Origin of the sequence: Campylobacter peloridis LMG 23910 (assembly GCF_000816785.1) — a bacterium.
Classification (GTDB): Bacteria; Campylobacterota; Campylobacteria; order Campylobacterales; family Campylobacteraceae; genus Campylobacter_D; species Campylobacter_D peloridis.
Window position 1 is genome coordinate 675,997 of the sequence record NZ_CP007766.1, and the last position, 22,281, is coordinate 698,277.

At 27.2% G+C, this 22,281-nt stretch carries 17 protein-coding genes and 1 tRNA gene; 16 read left to right on the top strand and 2 right to left on the bottom strand.

All coding sequences use genetic code 11. From position 1 onward, the window contains the following. Positions 1 to 107: 107 nt before the first annotated feature. From CPEL_RS03370 to CPEL_RS03400, 7 genes are all read left to right on the top strand, one after another. A complete protein-coding gene (locus tag CPEL_RS03370; protein WP_044599513.1) occupies positions 108 to 1,754 on the top strand; it encodes a hypothetical protein in 1,647 nt (548 codons plus the stop codon). Continuing rightward, positions 1,744 to 2,478, top strand: coding sequence for a hypothetical protein (locus CPEL_RS03375; RefSeq protein ID WP_044598599.1), 735 nt, complete (start codon positions 1,744 to 1,746; stop codon positions 2,476 to 2,478). The genes CPEL_RS03370 and CPEL_RS03375 overlap by 11 nt, the downstream gene beginning before the upstream one ends. Before the next feature lie 60 nt (positions 2,479 to 2,538). Further along, entirely contained in the window at positions 2,539 to 6,267 is a 3,729-nt protein-coding gene (locus tag CPEL_RS03380; protein ID WP_044598600.1) for a hypothetical protein, read from the top strand. An 18-nt stretch (positions 6,268 to 6,285) separates the two neighbouring features. Further along, entirely contained in the window at positions 6,286 to 7,563 is a 1,278-nt protein-coding gene (locus CPEL_RS03385) for a hypothetical protein (protein WP_044598601.1), read from the top strand. A 71-nt stretch (positions 7,564 to 7,634) separates the two neighbouring features. Continuing rightward, positions 7,635 to 8,921: a hypothetical protein gene (locus tag CPEL_RS03390; protein ID WP_044598602.1), complete on the top strand. Its 1,287-nt coding sequence runs from the start codon at positions 7,635 to 7,637 to the stop codon at positions 8,919 to 8,921. A 71-nt stretch (positions 8,922 to 8,992) separates the two neighbouring features. Next, on the top strand, positions 8,993 to 10,279 hold the full coding sequence (locus CPEL_RS03395) for a hypothetical protein (RefSeq protein WP_044598603.1): 1,287 nt from the start codon (positions 8,993 to 8,995) through the stop codon (positions 10,277 to 10,279). A 78-nt stretch (positions 10,280 to 10,357) separates the two neighbouring features. After that, a complete protein-coding gene (locus CPEL_RS03400; RefSeq protein WP_044598604.1) occupies positions 10,358 to 11,179 on the top strand; it encodes a hypothetical protein in 822 nt (273 codons plus the stop codon). 623 nt (positions 11,180 to 11,802) lie between these two features. Here the strand turns inward: CPEL_RS03400 and CPEL_RS03405 are convergent. Then, positions 11,803 to 11,879, bottom strand: a tRNA-Ile gene (locus CPEL_RS03405). 55 nt (positions 11,880 to 11,934) lie between these two features. Continuing rightward, positions 11,935 to 13,044 carry an FtsW/RodA/SpoVE family cell cycle protein gene (locus tag CPEL_RS03410; protein ID WP_044598605.1) on the bottom strand — a complete coding sequence of 370 codons (1,110 nt, stop codon included), beginning with the start codon at positions 13,042 to 13,044 and terminating at the stop codon, positions 11,935 to 11,937. A gap of 69 nt (positions 13,045 to 13,113) precedes the next feature. Here CPEL_RS03410 and CPEL_RS03415 point away from each other — a divergent pair, with 69 nt between their 5' ends. The 9 genes from CPEL_RS03415 to CPEL_RS03455 are packed head-to-tail and all read left to right on the top strand — an operon-like array spanning position 13,114 to position 22,278. Continuing rightward, a complete protein-coding gene (locus CPEL_RS03415) occupies positions 13,114 to 14,076 on the top strand; it encodes an RluA family pseudouridine synthase (protein ID WP_044598606.1) in 963 nt (320 codons plus the stop codon). Continuing rightward, a complete protein-coding gene (locus CPEL_RS03420; RefSeq protein WP_044598607.1) occupies positions 14,030 to 15,244 on the top strand; it encodes a fibronectin type III domain-containing protein in 1,215 nt (404 codons plus the stop codon). The genes CPEL_RS03415 and CPEL_RS03420 overlap by 47 nt, the downstream gene beginning before the upstream one ends. After that, on the top strand, positions 15,244 to 16,431 hold the full coding sequence (gene trmB / locus CPEL_RS03425; protein ID WP_044598608.1) for a tRNA (guanosine(46)-N7)-methyltransferase TrmB: 1,188 nt from the start codon (positions 15,244 to 15,246) through the stop codon (positions 16,429 to 16,431). The genes CPEL_RS03420 and trmB overlap by 1 nt, the downstream gene beginning before the upstream one ends. Positions 16,432 to 16,484: 53 nt before the next feature. Continuing rightward, positions 16,485 to 17,141, top strand: a complete 657-nt coding sequence (locus CPEL_RS03430) for a cell division ATP-binding protein FtsE (protein WP_044599514.1) — start codon at positions 16,485 to 16,487, stop codon at positions 17,139 to 17,141. Beyond that, on the top strand, positions 17,128 to 17,934 hold the full coding sequence (locus CPEL_RS03435) for an ABC transporter permease (protein ID WP_044598609.1): 807 nt from the start codon (positions 17,128 to 17,130) through the stop codon (positions 17,932 to 17,934). Before CPEL_RS03430 ends, CPEL_RS03435 begins: the two co-directional genes overlap by 14 nt. After that, complete coding sequence (locus tag CPEL_RS03440) at positions 17,931 to 19,100, top strand: murein hydrolase activator EnvC family protein (RefSeq protein ID WP_044598610.1); 1,170 nt, start codon at positions 17,931 to 17,933, stop codon at positions 19,098 to 19,100. Before CPEL_RS03435 ends, CPEL_RS03440 begins: the two co-directional genes overlap by 4 nt. Positions 19,101 to 19,155: 55 nt before the next feature. Then, positions 19,156 to 19,875 carry a UMP kinase gene (gene pyrH, locus CPEL_RS03445; protein WP_044598611.1) on the top strand — a complete coding sequence of 240 codons (720 nt, stop codon included), beginning with the start codon at positions 19,156 to 19,158 and terminating at the stop codon, positions 19,873 to 19,875. Positions 19,876 to 19,892: 17 nt separating this feature from the next. Further along, positions 19,893 to 20,111 carry a DNA-directed RNA polymerase subunit omega gene (locus CPEL_RS03450; RefSeq protein ID WP_044598612.1) on the top strand — a complete coding sequence of 73 codons (219 nt, stop codon included), beginning with the start codon at positions 19,893 to 19,895 and terminating at the stop codon, positions 20,109 to 20,111. Continuing rightward, positions 20,095 to 22,278, top strand: coding sequence for a RelA/SpoT family protein (locus tag CPEL_RS03455; protein ID WP_044598613.1), 2,184 nt, complete (start codon positions 20,095 to 20,097; stop codon positions 22,276 to 22,278). The genes CPEL_RS03450 and CPEL_RS03455 overlap by 17 nt, the downstream gene beginning before the upstream one ends. The last annotated feature ends 3 nt before the right edge of the window (positions 22,279 to 22,281 follow it).

The window sequence follows — 22,281 nt, forward strand, 5'->3', positions numbered from 1 at the left end:
AAGATAATGCTATAAAACAAGATATACCCAGTTATTATTTTTCTCCTAAAGATGAAGATAGTGGCAAAGGAAAACTTAGCATCTTTTATAAAAATGATGAACTTTGCTTGCTTAATTATTCTATTATAGAAAATTCTTTAAATATCAAATTAGAATGTTTAAGCAAACAAAGCTTAGAGTATAAAGACTTAATTTCAAATACCCTAAAAGAACAAAAAACCATACAAATAAATAAAAAACAAGCTATAGCTAAACTTCATGCCCTTTTAGAAAATCAAAACCTAGAATGTATCCATGGAGGTAAAGTCATACTTCAATCAAACAAAGGAAAAACTTTTAAAGATAGTGGTGTGCCTATTATGCTAGAAAGTGATTTGCTTAATTCTAGCATAAGTGGCTGTCCTAATACTATAGGAAAAGTAAGCTATCCTTGCACCAAGGTAGTAGATGTTAAAGGCTCTTTATCTCAAAAGAAAGTTAATAATGAATATGTAATCTTACAAGAACTCATCTTAGCTTGTGTCACAGATAAAGGCTTTCCTTTAAAAGTAAGCTTTGTACCTACTAAGTTTAAATTTGATCATAGTTTTAATCCTAAGGAAGGCTTAGCAAAACAAAGCAAAAATCAAACAAAGCTAAAAGAGCCTAAGTTAAGAATGTATTATAAAGAACATAAATATCAAAAAGATAATCTTTTAATCACTAATTTATATCTAAACGATACTTTATATCAAAACGAACAAGGTTTAGATCAATTAGAATTATCTAAAAACGACTTATTTGATTTAAATGATGTCAATATGCTAAATACTCTTAAACAAGACTTTAGTAAAGATTATGATTTTAAAGAGTGTAAAATTACGCTTGGTGCGCATTTGTTAAAATTAATCTTTATCATCCCAAAAAATATTGCTAAAGTTCATAAAAGTGCTTATAAAGAATTTGAATATAAAGATTTAGGAGCAGGGTATTTTAAAGAGCTTTTTGAATATCATCAAGATTATCGAGAAAAAGAAAATATTATACATTATAGAGTTTTTTTAGCTCCTGCTAAAATGCAAAAGATTGAGTTTGAAATTGCTAAAGGTTTAGATGAGTGGCTTGATGATGAAAATGTATGTTCTTTTAATATTTTAACCAAGGATTATTTTAAGGCAAATGATAAAGATATACTTACAAGTGATAATATAAAAGATAATATAAATACCACACAAACTCACATCAATGAAAATTATAACAATACTCAAGAACTCATCCTTGATAATGTGATAAGAATACAAACACAAGATGGTAGTGGAGAGTTTATTGAGATAATATTTCCTAGTCAATTAGAACTCAATGATAAACCTTTGGAAGATGTGAGTTATACGTTTGCTCCGGCTTTAAGGGGGATAAGGCAATTTTTTAAAGACATTGAGTATTTAAAGCATAGAACATTGACTAAAGATGAAGTGTTACAGATAGTGGATAAACTGCCAAAAAATGTTCGAGATAAACGCAGAAGAATAGTTGAAAATAAAGAAGAATTAGACAAATTATGGAAAAAGTTAACTAAAAACTCTGAAGAGTTAGAAAATAAAGTAGATAAAAAATACGGACAACCGATTTATATGAGAAAACTAGATGATCAAACTATTATACAATATAAAAAAACTTCTAAAAGTGGGGGCGAGACCATAGAGATAAATTCCAATAAACCAAGAGGAAATCTTAAAACAATACATATAGAAAATGGGATAAAAAATGAAATATAGGTATATAAAATGGGATGAAAACGAAAAGTGTGCTATTTTTTTTCCTGATATAGATTTTGATATATGGAAAAAAACCCAGCTTTTAGAGAATGATTATGCTAATCCAACTTTAATTATATCATCTCATTTAAAAGATAAGGTCGGTATTTTAGAACTATTTGAATATTATATTTTGCTTATTTGTGGAAAAAGCATGGGTGTCTCAAGGTGGGAATGTAATAATTTAATTTTATTAGATACTTACAGCATTGATAATATTAGCAGCCCATTTTCTTTAAATACACCCAAACCTACCTATATAAGTGAATATATTAGTGTTTTGGGGCAGCTTTTTCTAGCAGGATATATAGATTTTGGATCTTATTGTGATGAAGATAGAAATAAAATAGATTATCCCTCAAACTTATCTTATTATAAAGAAGATAAATATCAAGCTTGGGTACATTTTAGAGATAATTTTTTTTATAAAGAAAGATTTATTAGAGAGTTGGATGATCTCGAGACATTAGATGAGAATGGATGTAGTTTTATTTTAGGTGATGTTTCTTGGGATACACCACAATATTGGTCACAATATAATATCTGGGTAGCAATAACTCCCAAAGGCACAAAATACTTCCAAGAAATCTTAGCTCCTAAATTTTACAACAAATACAAAGATTTAGAAGTAGAAATTGATGATAAAGGTAATATTATAAGGTGGATTGGAGAGATTAATAGATGATTTTGCTTAAATTTTTATTTAAATAAAAACCTTAAGTCAATATTTACTTAAAGGCAGATAATGAAAAATAAAGAATTTACTTGTCAATATATTTATAACCAAAACAATCTTAAAAACTTGATAGATAAATATTGCAAACAAGCTAAAAATATAGTTTTATATTGTAATAATTTTTCAAGAAAAAATATACTGAATTTAGCACTAACAGATTATGATATTGCTAAAGATTGTTATTATAGTTTAGATAAATACTTATATGATACTCTTAAAATATCTGCTTATAAGGGAAAAAAAGTTCAAATTTATGATTATTCTTATGAAAAATTTACTGATTCTAATAAGTTTAGCAATAATCCCTCAAACCTTACTATCACTCCTTTATCTTGCGATATGACAAGCATTTTAGATGATTTTGTAAAAGCCTTGGGAAAATCTGAAAATCAAACTATTTCAAAAACTATGACGCAAAAGTTAGAAAAAGAGAATAAAAATATTGATTCTTTAATCATTTGCATTAATGAGAAATTAAAAATCCCTATACTTCAAAAACTAAAATCATTCGATGAATATCAAAAATTAAACGAGTATAAACTAAATGAACAAATAGAGTTTGTCTTTAATGAATTAATACAAAATATTAAAGATATTTATGCAGAAGGTTATGATCTTGTATATAAGAAAATCATTAATGCCTTTCTTGGTATTGTCAATATCTTTAGATTGAAAAGCTTTTTAACAAAAACACAGCCATTGTTAGTTATTGGTGATAGTGCTTTTGAGTTGATAAAAGCTTATAAAGAAATTTCAAAGTGGAGTGAAGATAAATACTCTTATGCTATTTATAATGCTATTGTGCAACTACTCATAAGTGATATTGGTTATATTTTTACTCTTTTTGAAAACAAAATTGATCATTACACTTTGATCATAGATAATAAAATTCTTTTTGATTTTTCAGGTTTTGGAGCAATAAGGAATCAATCACCGGCATATCATAAGCAAGATCTTGCAATTTATCTTCAATCAAACGAAGAAATTTTTAAAGATTTTCACAAAGGAAAATTCTTAAATTTCATCACCCAAAATCCCAAAGAAGAATTAATATTACATAGTAGATATTCTATTAAAGAGGCACTTAAAAAACAAATGTCCCTAGATCAAAACAGACTAAGCTATATAGAAAGTCCGTATTTTAACTCTATTACACTAGCTCAAATCATAAAAGATTTAAAGGGTGAAAAAAACGAATCTTATTATGCAAAAAATTTTCTTATCATTACAAATGCTCCACAAAAATACAATGCAGGACTTCATCAAAAGCTCACAGAAGAAATTTTTGAAAATACCATCATTTATCCAGATACCATAGAAGATGAAACACAAAACGATATTTTAATCAAAGCTCCAAAAGACTACGATGCAATGATAGATTATAGTAAATATAAAATCGATATTATTGATAATGAAAAAGATGCCTTTGTGCTTTCTTTAAGTCCTTTTATTCGCTTAAATTATCAAACTTATCAAGGCTTTGAAGATACAGTAAAAGAAAAAGAAGAGTTAATTAAAGATATTACAGATAACAATCTAGAAAATATATTTCAATATATGAATTTTATAAAAAATCCTAGTAATATCAATAAAATATATAATTATCATTATTTGCAATCTATTTTTTATCAAGCAAATAATAAAAAAACTTTCTTAGAAAAACAAAAGCAATACTTTCAAGAAGGTATAGAATGCGTAAAAGCTTATATAGATAGTATTACCCATATTGCACAGCCTAAAATAGGTACTTACACAGGTGTGGTATACAAAGGAGAGGGTTTTGTAAAGAAAAATGTATTTACTATCACAGATGTGATTTTACTTGCTTTAACTTATTATACGATAAAACATTTTTATTCTTTTATTCAAACTGATTTCCAAGCTTGGTGGAAATTGTTTTCAAATTGTGAAAGTATACAAATAGAAGAGAAAGAAAGTATTGATATACTTCCTACAAATGTCTTTTTAAATATAAATGAAGAAAAAATTCCCCTATGTTTTTCAAAACAACAAAAAGCCAAACTCGCAAAAAATGAAATTTTTTGTATAGAAGAATTTGTGGATTATTTAGAACAATTAAAAGATCATGAAATTAGTGATGAGGAAGATAGACAGTTTTTATCTTCCCTAATAGAGCCTCAAAGTGAAAATCATCAAACCCAAGATGAAGCAGTGGAATATAATCTAAAACAAATAAACGCATTGATTGAAAAAGAGAAAATATCAAACAAGAAAATTGATGATGAACTTGATGAATTGATAAAAGATATAGAAAAAAATAATATAAATAAAATTCCTTATAATCCGCAAAAAACTATAGTGGCTATGATGGATGCTTTTATAGATAAATTCTTTCCTTTTGCAGATTTTTTAAGAGCAGATGAATTTAAATTTGCTAAATTGCTTAGTAAAACCATTCTTAATTTTTTAACCCTTAAAGCACAAAAAGCCTTTTATGAAAGTATAGGTATAAGTTATTTATTGTTTTTGATGATGGATTCAAGTATTCAAATGAAAAAGGTTAAAATACAAAATCAAGAACAATTTAACAAAAGACTTAAAAGATTAAATAAAATAGCTTTATTAGAACTTTGCTATATGCAAAAAAATAAAAACAAATACGAAGCTATTATGCTAGTAGATGATCCAAGCTTTAAAGAGTTAAAAAATCATGATGGTTTTAAAGATATAACAAATATCAGCAAAAAACAAATTTTTCAATATAAATTTAATTTTACTTTAAAAAATATTCGTAGTATTGCCAAAGAATCTTTCATATCTTTACCTCAAGCTGTTATTACAGATTTGATCAATCAATTATGGATTAGCGCATATGAACAAAGTAAAAAAGAACACGAAAGATTGCAATTTTTAAATTTTGCTCATAAGTATAATCCTCCTTATGTTTTAGCAAAAAAACCTACAAATACACAAGAAGGATTTATCTCTTATCCTATGTTTATTAATAATACTTTTGTTTCTTTTAATTTTACTTCTATGTTTACAGGGGGAAAGCTACAAACAGGAGGTTTGGGAGAGAAAGAAGCTTTATTTGTTTATCATAAAGATGTAGGTGGTGCAAAAAGGGTAAGAAATTATCTTTTAAACAAACTTTTTGCGTATTTATGTTTAGATGAATTAAGATCAAAAACTGGTGATTTAAAAACCATAGAGGATATAGACTTTTTTAATACCTATTCTTATTTACATGATTTAGCTATAAAACCAAGGCTTTTAAAACTAAAGCATGAAGAAGATTTTTTAATCTCTGATTGTCTTAGTAAAACTCAAAAAGAAAACATACAAAAATACAACCAAAAACTACAAGCTATTAACAACGATGAGGCAAAAAGGGCTTTGTATGATGAGTATAAAAGAAGCTGTGATAATGGTTTGAGTGAAAATTCTTTAAATCCTATAGATGCTTATCATCAATGTATGGATTATTTAGAAGATATGGATAATGATGTATTTAACACTAAAGCAACAAACAACACCCCCAATCCTTTAAAACATAGAAATTTCTTAAAGGCTTTAGATACCATAGGACAAAATAATATTAAGGCTTTGTATGTGGGGGTGGCGGAGAATGAAATGCAAAATAAGGATCAGATCAGAAATAGTAAAAAGAAACAAAGAGTAGGTAAAACCTCTTTTAAAGAAAAAAAGCAACCACCAAAAATGATAGGTAGACTAGCCACTACTATCATTATGAAAAATGGTTTATGCATAGGCTAATTAAAGAAAGGATAAACAATGAGTGAAACTTATGAGATTTATACACCAGATGGATCAATATTAAATGTAGAAAAAGATACAAATAAAATATTATTTACAGCAAAAAGCAATGGTACATATACTAAACAACATTCGCAAGCTCTCTTTGAAGCTGATCACATATTAAAAAACTCCCCCTACAAAGACTATAAACCCAGATATTTAGATCCTAATCTTTACACAGGGCAAAGTTCTACTTTGCTTGAGTTTAAAGATTGGCAAAGTATTTATTTAAAAGATCCTATAAAAGGAAGCATAGCTCCTTGGACTAAAGCAGAAAAAGCTTATTATAAATCTTTAAAAACTAAAAGAGAAAGATATAAGTATTTAGTCATTAGAAGTGGATTAAGAAGTACTGTTATAGATATACCTTATGAAGCTTATACTAATGTAGATGAAAAAGGAAATTTAATCAATGAAGATTATAAAGAACTTTATAAAAAAGTAGAAAGCAATAGAGGTTTAGCTCATTTAAGCAATGGATATTTATTTATGAGTGAATGGGAATTAGCAGCAGGGATACTAGGAGATATAAAAGGCTTTGCAAAAGGTGGAGGAGGATTATGGAAAACAGGATTTACCACTAGAGCTTATCAAGCATTATTTTTAGCAGCACAACTGGGACATCAACCTTCTTTAGAACACCAACTTAGTACTTATTCTTCTTCTGTAGCCTTAGCAGGTGGAGGTCATACTAATGCTTTAAGAGAGAAAATGCTAAAAGATTTTTCTAAAAATCCTCCTTATGATGAATTTGGAATGCTTCCTTTCTTAGATGAACTTATAGGAGTGGATTGGATTATTGATTTAAACGAATATCAGTTTGCTTATGATGGTGATGGCGGTAGTATTAAGGCTTTAGATGAGAAAGTAAGACAAGGCAAGCTAAAAGATCCAAGGGATATAGATTCTACTCCAGAGAGTAGGAAAGAATTCGATGAAGAAGCTAATGCTTATACATTTGGTAATAGAATGAATTTTTCCTCTGATATTCGTGACAGTAGAAGTAAAGAATCAGCTAGATTGTTTGATGATCTTTTAATACTACATGCCAAACTAGCAGCCCTAACTCCTCCTCAAGGCTATCCTAATGCACCTTATTATTACACACCCGAACAATTGGAAGATTTTTATAAAAGAAATGTGTTAGATAGATTATGTGATCCAAGAATTCCTGCCATATATAGATATAATTTTCCGCAAGAACTTCGAGCTAAAATACTAGCTTATGCTAAAGAACATAATATAAAAGAGTAAAAATAATGAATTTCATTAGCCACTACTATAATCATGGAAGATGGTTTATATATAGGATGAAAGGATAAATAATGAGTGAAACTTATGAAATTTATACGCCTAATGGTGGTATATTAGATGTAGAAAAAAAAACGAATAAAATTTTATTATATGATGGGGGAGCTAAGGTAGGCAAATACACCCAAGAATATTCTAAAGCTTTGTTTGAAGCTGATCGTATATTAAGAAACTCCCCCTACAAAGACTATCAACCCAGATATTTAGATCCTAATCTTTACACAGGGCAAAGTTCTACTTTACTTGAATTTAAAGATTGGCAAAGTATTTATTTAAAAGATCCTATAAAAGGAGCTATAGCTCCTTGGACTAAAGCAGAAAAAGCTTATTATAAATCTTTAAAAACTAAAAAAGAAAGATATAAATATTTAGTTATAAGAAGTGGTATAAGAAGTGTTGTTATAGATATACCTTATGAAGCTATAGGGGCTGTAGATGAAAAAGGAAATGTAGATCCTAAATATGAAAAATTATATAGAATAGTAGATGATAATAAACATAATCTAAGATCAAGTTTATTTCATAATGAATGGGGTATGGCAGCAGGAATATTAGGTGATTATAAATATCTAGCTAATGATATGTTTCAAAATGGTTTTAATGCAAGATTTATCCAAGCTACTATACTTTATATACAATTAAGTGGAGGAAGTAGTATATTAGATAAACCTAATTTATTAGGTGCTATTTATGGTTATGCTGATATTGCTGTAGGAAGTGGTTTAGTAGGAGTGCATAAAAATCCTTTAAGAGAACAAGAGATTAAAACCTTAGCTAAGACTTTAAAACCTGATGAATTTGGTATGCTTCCTTTTATAGATGAGATTATGGGAGTAGATTGGGTGATTGATTTAAATAAATATGATATAGCTAGTGATGAATCTGGAAGTATGTATAGAGCCTTAAGAAGTGATATAGTTGAGGGTAAGATAAAAGATCCAAGGGATGTAGATTCTACTTATGAAAGCAGAAGAGAATTTGATCGCCATAGGGGAGGGTATAAAAATGGCATGAGGGAAGGTTATGAAACCGATACACCTAATGATTGGAGTGAAGAAGAAGCACAACTTTTTAATGATACTTTAATACTACATGCCAAACTAGCAGCCCTAACTCCTCCTCAAGGCTATCCTAATGCACCTTATTATTTTACCCCTGAAAACCTAGAATGGTATTATAAAAGACATAAGCTTGATAGACTCCTTGATCCAAGAATTCCTGCCATATATAGATATAATTTCCCGCAAGAACTTCGAGCTAAAATACTAGCTTATGCTAAAGAGCATAATATAAAAGAGTAAAAATAATGAATTTCATTAGCCACTACTATAATCATGGAAGATGGTTTGTATATAGGATGAAAGGATAAATAATGAGTGAAACTTATGAAATTTATACACCTAATGGTATTATTTTAGATGTAGAGAAAAAAACGAATAAAATTTTATTAAGTGATGGGGGAGCTAAGGTAGGCAAATACACCCAAGAATATTCTAAAGCTTTGTTTGAAGCTGATCGTATATTAAGAACTTCTCCTTATATTAATTATCAACCCAGATATTTAGATCCTAATCTTTATACAGGGCAAAGTTCTACTTTGCTTGAATTTAAAGATTGGCAAAGTATTTATTTAAAAGATCCTATTAAAGGAAGTATAGCTCCTTGGACTAAAGCAGAAAAAGCTTATTATAACTCACTAAAAACTAAAAAAGAAAGATATAAGTATTTAGTTATAAGAAGTGGTATAAGAAGTGTTGTTATAGATATACCTTATGAAGCTATAGGGGCTGTAGATGAAAAAGGAAATGTAGATCCTAAATATGAAAAATTATATAGAATAGTAGATGATAATAAACATAATCTAAGATCAAGTTTATTTCATAATGAATGGGGTATGGCAGCAGGAATATTAGGTGATTATAAATATCTAGCTAATGATATGTTTCAAAATGGTTTTAATGCAAGATTTATCCAAGCTACTATACTTTATATACAATTAAGTGGAGGAAGTAGTATATTAGATAAACCTAATTTATTAGGTGCTATTTATGGTTATGCTGATATTGCTGTAGGAAGTGGTTTAGTAGGAGTGCATAAAAATCCTTTAAGAGAACAAGAGATTAAAACCTTAGCTAAGACTTTAAAACCTGATGAATTTGGTATGCTTCCTTTTATAGATGAGATTATGGGAGTAGATTGGGTAATTGATTATAATAAATATGATATAGCTAGTGATCAATTTGGAAGTATGTATAAAGCCTTAAGAAGTGATATAGTTGAGGGTAAGATAAAAGATCCAAGGGATGTAGATTCTACTTATGAAAGCAGAAGAGAATTTGATCGCCATAGGGGAGGGTATAAAAATGGTATGCTGCAAGGTTATGGAACCGATACACCTAATGATTGGAGCGAAGAAAGAGCACAACTTTTTAATGATACTTTAATACTACATGCCAAACTAGCAGCCCTAACTCCACCTCAAGGCTATCCTAATGCACCTTATTATTTTACTCCTGAAAATCTAGAATGGTATTATAAAAGACATAAACTTGATAGACTCCTTGATCCAAGAATTCCTGCCATATATAGATATAATTTCCCGCAAGAACTTCGAGCTAAAATACAAGCTTATGCTAAAGAACATAATATAAAAGAGTAAAAATAATGAATTTCATTAGCCACTACTATCATTATGAAAAATGGTTTATGTATAGGTTAATTAAAAAAAGGAAAAATAATGCAAAAAACACTTCAAATTGATTTAGAAAAAAGAAAAGCTTTAGAGAGTTTAAAAAATTTAAGCTTATTGGGTTTTGGTGGAGTTATGTTATTTAATCTAAATAAAGATGATTTGATTAAAGATAATGATATTTTTTCTATGCATAATATGAATCATTTTTTACAACTTAGTTTAGATCAATTTTACATACCTAATGCTTTTTTAAATATTTTAGAATTTTTACATATTAAAAAACATATTGATATAAAAGAATCTTTTCATATCAACATCTTGATCAATAGTGATACACTTTATAAAAATCCTTTATTGCAATATAATATAAATAGAAAAATTTCTAAAGATGAAAATATCATTTATGCTTTAAAAAATACTTCTAGTATAAATCAAGCTTTTAAAAACTTAAAACAATTACAAGAAGTATTATTAAAAGAAAATATATTTTTAAATTTTATAGACTTAAATAGCAAAGAAAGCCTTTTAAGTTTTTATAATCAAATATTAAGTAATCATCATCTTAAAGATTATTTTTATATAAAAAATAATCAATTTTTTATTAAAGAAGATATAAAAAATAAAATTGTATTTCATAATATCAATTCTTCTTCTATTATAAGTAATTATCTTAGCTTGCTAAATGATTTTAATACTTTAAGCAAAATAGAACTTATAAATATATTAGAAAGTTTAAGCTTATACAATCTTTCAACTTTAATGCAAGATATACAAAAAAGAAACTTAAAACTAGAATATAACTCAAAAAGCTTTGATGAAGATAGTATCTTTTTATCTAATATGATTATGAATGTGAGATTGAAGTAGGTAAATGATAGATTTAGCAGGTGTGATTTGTCAATTAAAATAAAAACTTTGTAATTGATTTAAAAAATAGCAAGATTTTAAAAGCAATACAAGAGAGATGTTTTAAAGAATTTGGGTAATGTAACTAGGTTTAATAGATATATGCTTTTAAAACAAGGTTTTACAAATCCAAATTCACAAGATGAAGTTTTATATGATGATATTAAATCAATAACATAGATTGATATAAAGGTTTATATCAATCTGGATATAAATTTTAAATAAAATTTACCAAGAAGCTTTTTTATAAAGACTATATATTTTTTAAAAAAGTATTTTTAAACCAAAGTTTTTACTATGATAATAAAACCTATCATTTAAGAAATTAAACTTAAAAAATGAAAATTTGATTATCAAAATTCCTAGTGATTTTTCAAAGCTTTAGAAAATATTATAAAGTATGATAAGTATAATTAGTTTTATCTATGAAAAAGATTTATACCTAATATATAATTTAGGTGTAAAATAAATTATTATTATGGTTGTTTATATAATATACAAAAAGCTATTTTTGAAAATATAAAAACTCTTTTTTAATATTTTGAATATAATTTGCCAAAAAACACTCGGGAGTAAAAAATAAATGGTGGATTTAGCAGGACTCGAACCTGCGACCAACCGGTTATGAGCCGGTTGCTCTAACCAACTGAGCTATAAATCCGCCACAGAAGTTTGAAATAAAAATGTTATTATATCTTTATTTCCTTAATTTAATTTTAGAATTTTATTTTTACCGCTTTTTCTATAGCTAAATATCTAAAAGTAATTAAATTTTGTAATATACCAAAAAATATCATAAAAGTTGTAAATGAGCTTCCTCCATGACTATAAAAAGGCATCGGAATTCCAACTACAGGTGCAAATCCTATAGTCATAGAAATATTTACAGCTACATAAATAAATATAAATAAAGCAATGCAATTAGTTATAACTCTAGTAAAATAATCATTTTTGAGTTTATAGTTTAAGCTAAGCAAGTGAAAAATCAACAAAGTATAAAGTAAAATAACTATTATGGCTCCTATAAAACCAAACCTTTCTACAGTATATGCAAAAATAAAATCACTTGTAGAGATAGGTAGAAATTTAAAATGCGTTTGTGTTGCTTCATCAGCTTTTTTTCCATTTAAACCACCACTTCCTATAGCAATGATGGATTGTTTCACATGATAACTTGGCTCTTCAGCTAAGAAATCATGAATTCTTTGTTTTTGATAAGGTTTTAAAAAATCACTATAGATAATAGGCGAAGCAATAGCTATAGCTAAAAATATAGAAAGCCAAATTTTATAATTTACCCCTATAATAAAAAGCATTCCAAAACCTACTATTAAAAGCACTAAGGCTGTTCCTAAATCAGGTTCTCCAGCTATAAGTAAAAATGGCAATAAAATATAAAAACTTAATTTTAAAAATTGTTTTAAGTTGTAGCCATTTTCTTGGGGTGGATTTTGATGTATAAGATAAGCAAGCATTAAAATAAACGAAGGTTTAAAAATTTCAGATGGTTGAATAGTAAAATGCGTAAAGGGAATTTCAAGCCACCTTTTAGCACCTAATCTTTCTACGCCAAAAATATCTACACTTAAAAGTAAAACAATATTTATCCAATACAACACCGGTATAAGCCACATTAATTTTCTTAAAGGTAAGAAGAAAAAAAATACAAACCCAGCAAAACCCACCAAAGTGTAAATAAGCTGTTTTTCTGCTAAAAATGTGTTTGCTTCATAAATTAAAAGAAAGGAGATAGCTATAATAGGAAAAATAAGAATAGGTTGAACAAAATCAAAATGAGTTAAAATTCTTCTATCAAGCTTAATCAAAATAATCCTTTATTTAATATTGTGTAATTATATGCTAAAATTGCAAATTTTATAATAAGGAATTATAATATGCTAAAAATTTCATCACTCTGTGAAGAAAGATTGGATATTTTTTTATCAAAAGCATTAAATCAAAGTCGCTCTCAAATATTAAAACTTATAAAAGAAGAGAATGTTTTTGTTAATAATAAGTTAGAAAACAAAGCCTCGTATAAGATTAAAAAAAAAGATGAAATAATGCTTTTAATCCCGCAAATAAAAGATATTAAAGAAAAATATATTCCAGAATTTAATATAGATATATTATACGAAGATGATGATATTTTAATTTTAAATAAAGCACCAAATATAGTAGTTCATGGAGCAACTAGTGTTAAAGAAGCAACTTTAGTTGATTGGCTTTTGTATAAAGGTTATTCTTTATCAAATTTAAATGGCGAATGTAGAGCAGGATTGGTGCATAGACTAGATAAAGGCACAAGTGGTGCTATTTTGATAGCTAAAAATAATACTGCGCATCAGTTTTTAGCCATGCAACTTTTAGACAAAAGCATGGGTAGGTTTTATCTTTCATTGTGCGATTTGGCTTTAAAAGAAAAAAGAATGATTAATGAAAAAGCTATAATGCGTTGTCCTAGTAATAGACTTAAAAAAATTACTACAACAAGTTTTACTCCTCAAGCAAAAAATGCTAAAACAGAATTTATTAATTTATTAGCTAGTGATAATTGCTCCTTGATAGCTGCAAAATTATATACAGGAAGGACACATCAAATTAGAGTTCATTTGAATGATTTTAATCGTCATATTTTAGGTGATGAATTATACGGATATAAAGGAAAAATAAAGTATAATAGAGTAATGCTTCATGCATATTTAATTTATTTTATTCATCCAAAAACAAAAGAGCTTATGTTTGTAAAAGCTCCAATGTTTGATGATTTTTATCAAATTTTAAAAGAGAATTTTACACAAGGAGAAATAGATGAAAAAACTTCATTGGATTATCTTAAGTTCTGCTTTGGTTTTTAGTGCTTGCAGTACTACTATGAGCACCCCTCAAGTGGCACAAATTGATGAAAATTTGCCAAAAGTTGCAAGTATAAAAAGCATTAGTGATATTACAAGTATTGCTTTTGAATGGGAGCCTTTATATGAACAAAATATAGCAGGATATTATATTTATAGAGCAAATTCTATAGGAGCACCTATGGAGTTAATTGCTAAAATTAAGAATAAATTTCAAACACATTATATTGATACTAATTTAGAGCCAAATACAAAATATTATTATTCTATGAAAACATTTAACGAACTTGGACAAATTTCTCAAGATGGAGTGAGTATTGAAGTATCTACAACTAGGGTTATTGATGCTATCCCTTTTGTACAAGCTATAGTGGGATTACCAAATCGTGTAAAAATAGTATGGAGACCACATCCTGATGTAAGAGTAAATTCATACATTATTGAGCGTGCAAATATGAAAGATATGAAATTTAAAGAACTTGCTAGGGTTAAAAATCGCTTAAGTGCAGAATATATAGATGATTCTTTAAAACCTGATGAAAGTTTTCAATATAGAATTATTGCTATGACTTATGATGGTATTAAAAGTATGCCAAGTAAAATAGTAGAATCAACCACAAAAGCTTTACCTCCTATGGTAAATAATTTACAAGCAAGTAAAGATGCACCAAGGAAAATCATATTAACTTGGGATAAAATTGATTATGCTGATTTTGCTTACTATAAAATATATTCTAGTTCTACTACTTTTTTACCTTTTAGCGTGATAGCAAAAACTTCTGAAAATACCTATGAGGATATAGTAAAAGGTATAGCTGAAAAAAGATATTATAAAGTAAGCATGGTAGATAAAGATGGATTGGAAAGTCCTATAAGCAATGAGCCTGTAGAAGGTATTACTTTGGGAGCTCCTTTAGCGCCTAGTATTATTTTATGCGCAATTGAAGATGATGGTATTAGAGTTGAATGGGTTGATAATGATGATAGGGCTAAAGAATATATAGTAAAAAGAAGTGGCGGTGGAAATAGTGCTATTTTTAAAGAGATTAAATCTAAGCAACTAAAAGATATAACCGCAGTTCCTGGAAAAGTATATAGTTATGAAGTTATTGCTATTGATGCTAATGGTATTGAATCAAAAGCTTCGGATAAATTTACAGCAGTAAAATAATGCCAAATTTTAAGTGTAAAATTTTAAAAGAAATTCAACTTCCTTTTGAAAAAGAAGGGGTTGAATTTTTATGGATAGCAAAAGGTGAAAATGTAGATTTACTTTTTACGCGTATGAAGCAAGAATGCTTTTTTTTGCAAATTAAAAAAAATACCCAAAAACAAGAATGGCTTATAAAAGGTGAGAAGCATACAAAGCCATCTCAAATAGGATATTTGCAAAAAGCATTACTTGTTTTTAAGGAAAACTTCTGCCAAGAAATTATCAATGAAGCAGTGGCTTTAAAACATACAAGATTAGTTCAAAAAACTCCTTTGATTGCTAATGATTTAAAAGAATTACTTAAACAAATCAAAGATAAAAATAAAATTTTTATAGAAATAGGTTTTGGTAGTGGTAGACACTTGTTATATCAAGCTAGAAACAATCCTGATGTTTTGATTATAGGTGTAGAAATTTACACTCCAGCATTAGAGCAAGTAGCTAAATTAGCATTAAATGAAAATTTAAATAATATTTTATTGATAGAAACTGATGCAAGATTACTACTTAGTGTTATTGAGACAAATTTAATAGATAAAGTATTTTTGCATTTTCCTGTTCCTTGGGATAAAAAACCACATCGCAGGGTGGTAAGTTCAAATTTTGCTAATGAATGCGCAAGAATTATAAAAGAAAATGGCCAATTTGAGCTTAGAACAGATAGTTTTTTATATTTTGATTTTACTTTAGAGGTATTTTTAAATTTTTCACATTTAAAGGCTAAGATTAAAAAAAATGAAAATTTAGAAATTTCAAGCAAATATGAAGATCGCTGGAAAAAACAAAATAAAGATATATATGATTTAGTTATTAGTAATTTTAGTATAAATGATCCTTTGATTGAAAACAAAAAATTTGCTATAGAAGAACTATCTTTTAATCAACAAGAATTATCTTGTATAAAAAATAATTTTAAAAATGAAGTTTTTAAAGGTGAGGATTATTTTTTACATCTTGAAAGAATTTATATAAAAGGTGATGAATTGATTATTAAAATAGCTTTTGGTGCTTTTTATAAACCAGAGCATATTTATATAAGATTAGGGTTAAATCAAGATGTATTTATTTTTGATAAACCTTTTAAAACTAAGGAAAATTTTAAGGCTTTAGAAAAATTAAGAGAAATTTTGTATTCTTATCTATAAATTGTTAAAATACAAAATTTATAATTTTATAAATTTAAGGAAGTAAAAGAGTGATGATAGAAGCTAAAAAGCTTTGTCTTGGATATGATGAGCTAGTTATAGAAAATGCTAATTTTTCTTTAAAAGATAATGATTTTGTATTTATTACAGGTAAAAGTGGTAGTGGTAAATCTACTTTGTTAAAATCCTTTTATGGTGATTTAGAACCAATTAGTGGAAATTTAAAAGTTTGTGGTGAAAATTTAATAGGAATTTCTAATGCAGAACTTTTACAACTTAGACAAAAAATAGGCATTATTTTTCAAGACTATCGTTTAATACAAGAATTTAGTGTGGAAAAAAATGTAATGTTACCATTGATGATAAAAGGTTATAGTAAAAATATATGTAAAGAACAAGCTGCGAAACTTTTAAAACATGTTAATTTAACTTTTAAAGCAGATAAAAAACCAGCACAACTTTCAGGTGGTGAGCAGCAGCGTGTTGCTATGGCAAGGGCTTTAGCACATAATCCAAAACTACTTTTGTGTGATGAGCCTACGGGTAATTTAGATGAGTATTCATCAGATATTATATGGACTTTATTAAAGTCAGCCCGAGAATTACTTGGAACTTGCGTGGTAGTTGTAACACACAGAATTCCTACAAATTTAAGACTTGATTATCGTCGTTTTAATATTGAAAATGGGAGGATGAATGAAATCTTTTAAAAACCATATTTCTTTAATATTTGCTTTAATGGTTATGATGTTTGCATTTGAATTTTTAATTATTACAAATAAAACTATCGAGCATTATGAAAAACTTTTAAATAAAGATTATAATATTATTTTAGTTAGTAAAAGTCATATTGATAAAAAGAGTATTCAAGATCAAATAAATCATTTTCAATCTTTAGAAATTTTAAATCCAAATGAAATGCTTGAAAGACTTAAAAATGATATTTCTGCAAAAAATATTGAAGTATTAAAAGCAACTTTGCCTAAGTTTTATACCTTAAAGCTTAATAAACTTTTATCTGAAGATGAAATAAATAATTTAAAAGAAAAGCTTTTAAAAAATTCCAATATAATCAAGGTTGAAACTTTTGCAAAAACACATACAAAGGTATATAAATTATTAGTTTTGACAAAATTTTTGCTTTGGTTTTTCTTGTTTATTATTATTTTGCTTAGTTTTGTGTTATTGCTTAAACAAATGAAAATATGGCTTTTTGAGCATACACAAAGAGTAGAGATTATGTGCTTATTTGGTGCTCCTTTTTGGTTTAGATCTTTTATGCTATACAAAATAGTTTTAATAGATTGTTTTATTGCATTTTTAATTCTTGTGTTATTTTTTACTCAAGTATATGATTTGCAGTCAATTAAATTAGCTTTACAAAGTGTGGATATAAGCTTGCCTAAAATTAATATATTTATACATTTGTTTATGATTTTTTTAGCCATGCTCTTTGTGTGTTTTTTATGTGTAAATTTTGTAATGTTTAAGGTAAGAAAATGATAAAACATTTTCTTATTTTTTTTATTTTATTTTCCTTTGTATTTTCGAATGAAATAGCTCAAAAACAAAAAGATATAAAAGAAAATGAAAGAATAGTAAAACAGCTTTCTAAAAAACTTGAAGACTTAGCTTCTGAAATTTTAGATAATGAAAAAAATTTAAAAAAAATTGCAAATGAAATTACTTCTTTGAGTTCTAAAACTTCTAAACTTGAAAATTCTGTGAAAAAGCAAATAAATGATTTAGAACAACTTAATAATCAAAACAAAGAACTTTTGCAAAATAAAAATAAAATTGAGGGGAAGTTGATTGATTTAATAGCAAAGGATTTTGCTTATGATTTAGCTATTCCTAATAATTATATAGAAAGTGAAGATAGTATTATTGCTTTAGAAATTGTTAATAATCTTGATAAAATTTTTAAAGAAGAATTTTATCAAATTTCTAAAGATTATGAGAGCGTGAATAAAAAAATCGAAGAAAAACAAACTCAAATAACAACTATAAAATCTAACTTAAAAAGCTATAAAGAACAAATTGATGAGCTTAAAAATCTTAGAAAAAAGCAAGAACAAGAAATAGCTAAGCAAAAAACTGATAAAGAAATTTATACAAGAAAACTTTCTAATTTGCAAGCTCAACAACAAGAATTAAGAAAAACTTTAAATAAATTAAAAATTATTAAAGAAAAAGAAGAAAAAATAGCACAAAAAAAAGATGAAAAACCTTCTAATAATATAAAACAAGTTGGCTCAAGTTATCAAACTAGTAGTGTAAAACGCTATAATGGCCCTAAAACTATAGCACCACTTGAGTCATATTCGGTAAAACAAAAATTTGGAAACTATGTTGATCCAATTTATAATATAAAAATTTATAATGAAAATGTGGTTTTAAAAAGCGATAGTGCTAATGCAGCTGTTAGAAATGTATTAGATGGTAAAGTTGTTTTTGCAAAAGCAACTCCTACATTAAAGCAGGTTGTTATTGTAGAAAATAAAGATGGTATACATACTATTTATGCGCATTTGGATAAAATAGCACCTGGAGTAAAAGTAGGAAGAAATATAAAAAAGGGTTATATAATAGGCAGGGTAGAGAGTGATTTAACTTTTGAAGTAACTCAAAAGAATTATCATATAAATCCTTTAGAAATGATTAGGTAAATTAGTTTTTTTTAATGCGAATTTTGATATAGTTTTATTTCAAAGGAGAATTTTAATGAACAATAAAAGAAAAAGAGTTTTGGTTAAATTTTCTGGAGAGGCTTTAGCTGGAGAAAATGGTTTTGGTATAGAAAATTCTATTTTAAAATATATTGCTTCTGAAATTAAAAGTTTAATTCAAGAAAATGTTGAAGTAGGTATTGTTATAGGTGGTGGTAATATCATTAGAGGTGTTTCTGCTGCAAGAGATGGGCTTATAAAAAGAACAAGTGGTGATCATATGGGTATGCTTGCTACTGTGATTAATTCTATAGCTATGCAAGAGGCTTTAGAAAGTGCTGGACTTGATGTAAGGGTTCAAAGTGCTATTCAGATGGAGGCATTTTGTGAAACTTATATTATGAGAAGAGCACATAGGCATTTAGAAAAAGGTCGTATAGTTATTTTTGCATGTGGCACGGGCAATCCTTATTTTACCACAGATACTGCTGCAACTTTAAGAGCGGTTGAAATTCAAGCAGATATGATCATTAAAGCTACTAAAGTAGATGGAATTTATGATAAAGATCCAAATAAATTTGATGATGCGATAATGCTAAATGAATTAGGATATGAAAGAGCCTTGCACGATAATATAAAAGTAATGGATGATACAGCTATTGCCCTAGCAAAAGATAATGCTTTACCTATAGTGGTTTGTAATATGTTTAAAGAAGGTAATTTATTGAAAATAATACAGGGTGATATGAGTTTATGCTCTGTTGTTAAAAATTAAAAATAAAAAGGAAAAAAATGAGAGTAGAACAAGTTGCTGCAAAAGCATTAAAAAAAATGAAAGATGATAGATATAAACTAGCTTTAGTTGTAGCTAAAAGAGCAGAAGAGCTTGCAAATGGTGCTGAAATTTTGGTAGATTTAGATAAGAGTAAATATAAATATACAGATATTGCATTGTATGAAATAGCAGAAGATAAAATAGTTTTAGAGGGATTTATTGAAGTTAATAAATGATGAGTTGTTGCTAGATAAGCTTGTTGAAGATGTAAAAAATTGTAAAGATTTACAAAAAGCTAGTGAAATACTTTTTTTTGTATTTCCTAAATCTGAACTTCTTGTAAAAGCCGTTGATTTTTGCATAAAAAAGCATGAAGGGCAGTTTAGAAAAAGTGGCGAACCTTATGCTGTTCATCCTATTTTGGTAGCTTCTTTTGTTGCTTTTTTAAGTCCTATTGAATCAATGGTTATAGCTGCTTTATTGCATGATGTTTTAGAAGATACTCAATGCAATGAAGATGAGCTAAATCAGTATTTTGGCGAAGAAGTTGTAAAATTAGTTTTAGGTTTAACTAAAATTGTAAGTATTAGAGAAGATCATTTAACGCGTTCAAATTCTAATGAAAAACTTGCCAAATCTGCTTTAACTTTTAGAAATATGCTTTTGGTTGGGGTAGAAGATGTTAGTGTTCTTGTTATTAAGCTTTGTGATAGATTGCACAATATGCTTACATTAAGCTATCTAAGAGAGGATAAACAAAAAAGAATTAGTGAAGAAACTTTAGTTGTTTATGCACCTATAGCTCATAGACTTGGAATTTCTAGTATAAAAAATTTACTTGAAGATTTAAGTTTTAAATTTTTACTTCCTGAAGAATATGCTCAAATTGATAATTACATTAATGCTAAAGATCAGCAAATTCAATTAGGCTTTAATGAATTTATATCAAAAATTGAAATGCTATTTTTAGAAAATGGATTTAGACAAGGTAGTTTTGTAATCCATAAAAGAATTAAACATAATTATTCTATTTATTTAAAGATGCAAAGAAAAGGTGTAGGGCTTGATGAAGTATTAGATCTTTTAGGTGTTAGAATTTTAGTTGAAAAAATTTATGATTGTTATTTAGCTTTAGGTATTTTGCATACTCATTTTAATCCTTTAATTTCAAGATTTAAAGATTATATTGCTTTGCCAAAACAAAATGGTTATCAAACTTTACATACTACGCTTTTTGATGCTAAAAATATCATTGAAGCACAAATTAGAACTTTTGATATGCATAAAACTGCCGAATTTGGTGTTGCTGCACATTGGAAATACAAAGAAGGAAATATAGCTACTCCGAATTTAGATTGGCTTACTGATATTTCTATGCATGGAAAGGATGGCAATGATGTTCAAGATTGTGATGCTATAGAACTTTATGAGTATGCTAAGGATAGTTTATATATTGAAGATATTGCAGTATATTCTCCAAAAGGAGAAATTTTTACTTTACCTCGTGGAGCAACAGCACTTGATTTTGCTTATGAAGTGCATACAAAAATAGGACTTCATGCAAAAGCAGCTTTTGTAAATCGCATAAGAGTTCCACTTTTAACTGTGCTTAAAAATGGAGATATAGTTAGTATTGAAACTGCGGAAGAGGAATTTTTTAGATGCTCTTGGATAGATAGTGTTAAAACGGGTAAGGCTAGGGCTAGTATTAGAGATTTTTGTAAGCAAAAGAAAAAAGAGCTTAATAATAAAATAGCCATAAATCTTCTTGCAACTGTTTTTAATAAAGATTTAAAAACTATAGAAGAATGGCTTGAAAAAGAAAATTTTAGTAAAAAACTTAGACAAATCGCTTTAGATTTTAACTATTTTAAAGATGTGATAATTAGTCTTAGAAAATATGTAAAACAAAATTATGCAAAATTTGAACAAAATGAGCAAAAATTTGAAAGTATAGTTATAGGTTCTAATCATAAAATTACTACTATTAATTTTGATTATTGTTGTAGACCTAAAAGAGGAGATGAAATCATTGCTTTTAGACATTCTACAAACGCAACAATTCATCATAAACTTTGTGAGCAAGCAATGAAAATGATAGAAAATAACAAAGAAATGGTTTTTGCTTTTTGGAATGATAGCTCGATAAAAAGTTACAAAATTATTGTTTCAATAGAAAATAAAAAAGGTTCTTTAGCAGATTTTTTAACTACTTTAGCTAAAATGCAAGTAAATGTATTAAGTATTAATTCAGCTGATTCAGAACCAGTTGTGGCAAATTATTTTGAAATTCAAATGGAATTACCAAATAATATAGATATAGATAATGTTAAAGAACGATTAAAGGCAAGATATAAAATTTTGGATTTTACATCTTTAAATGATGCATATAACAATCATTAAAAA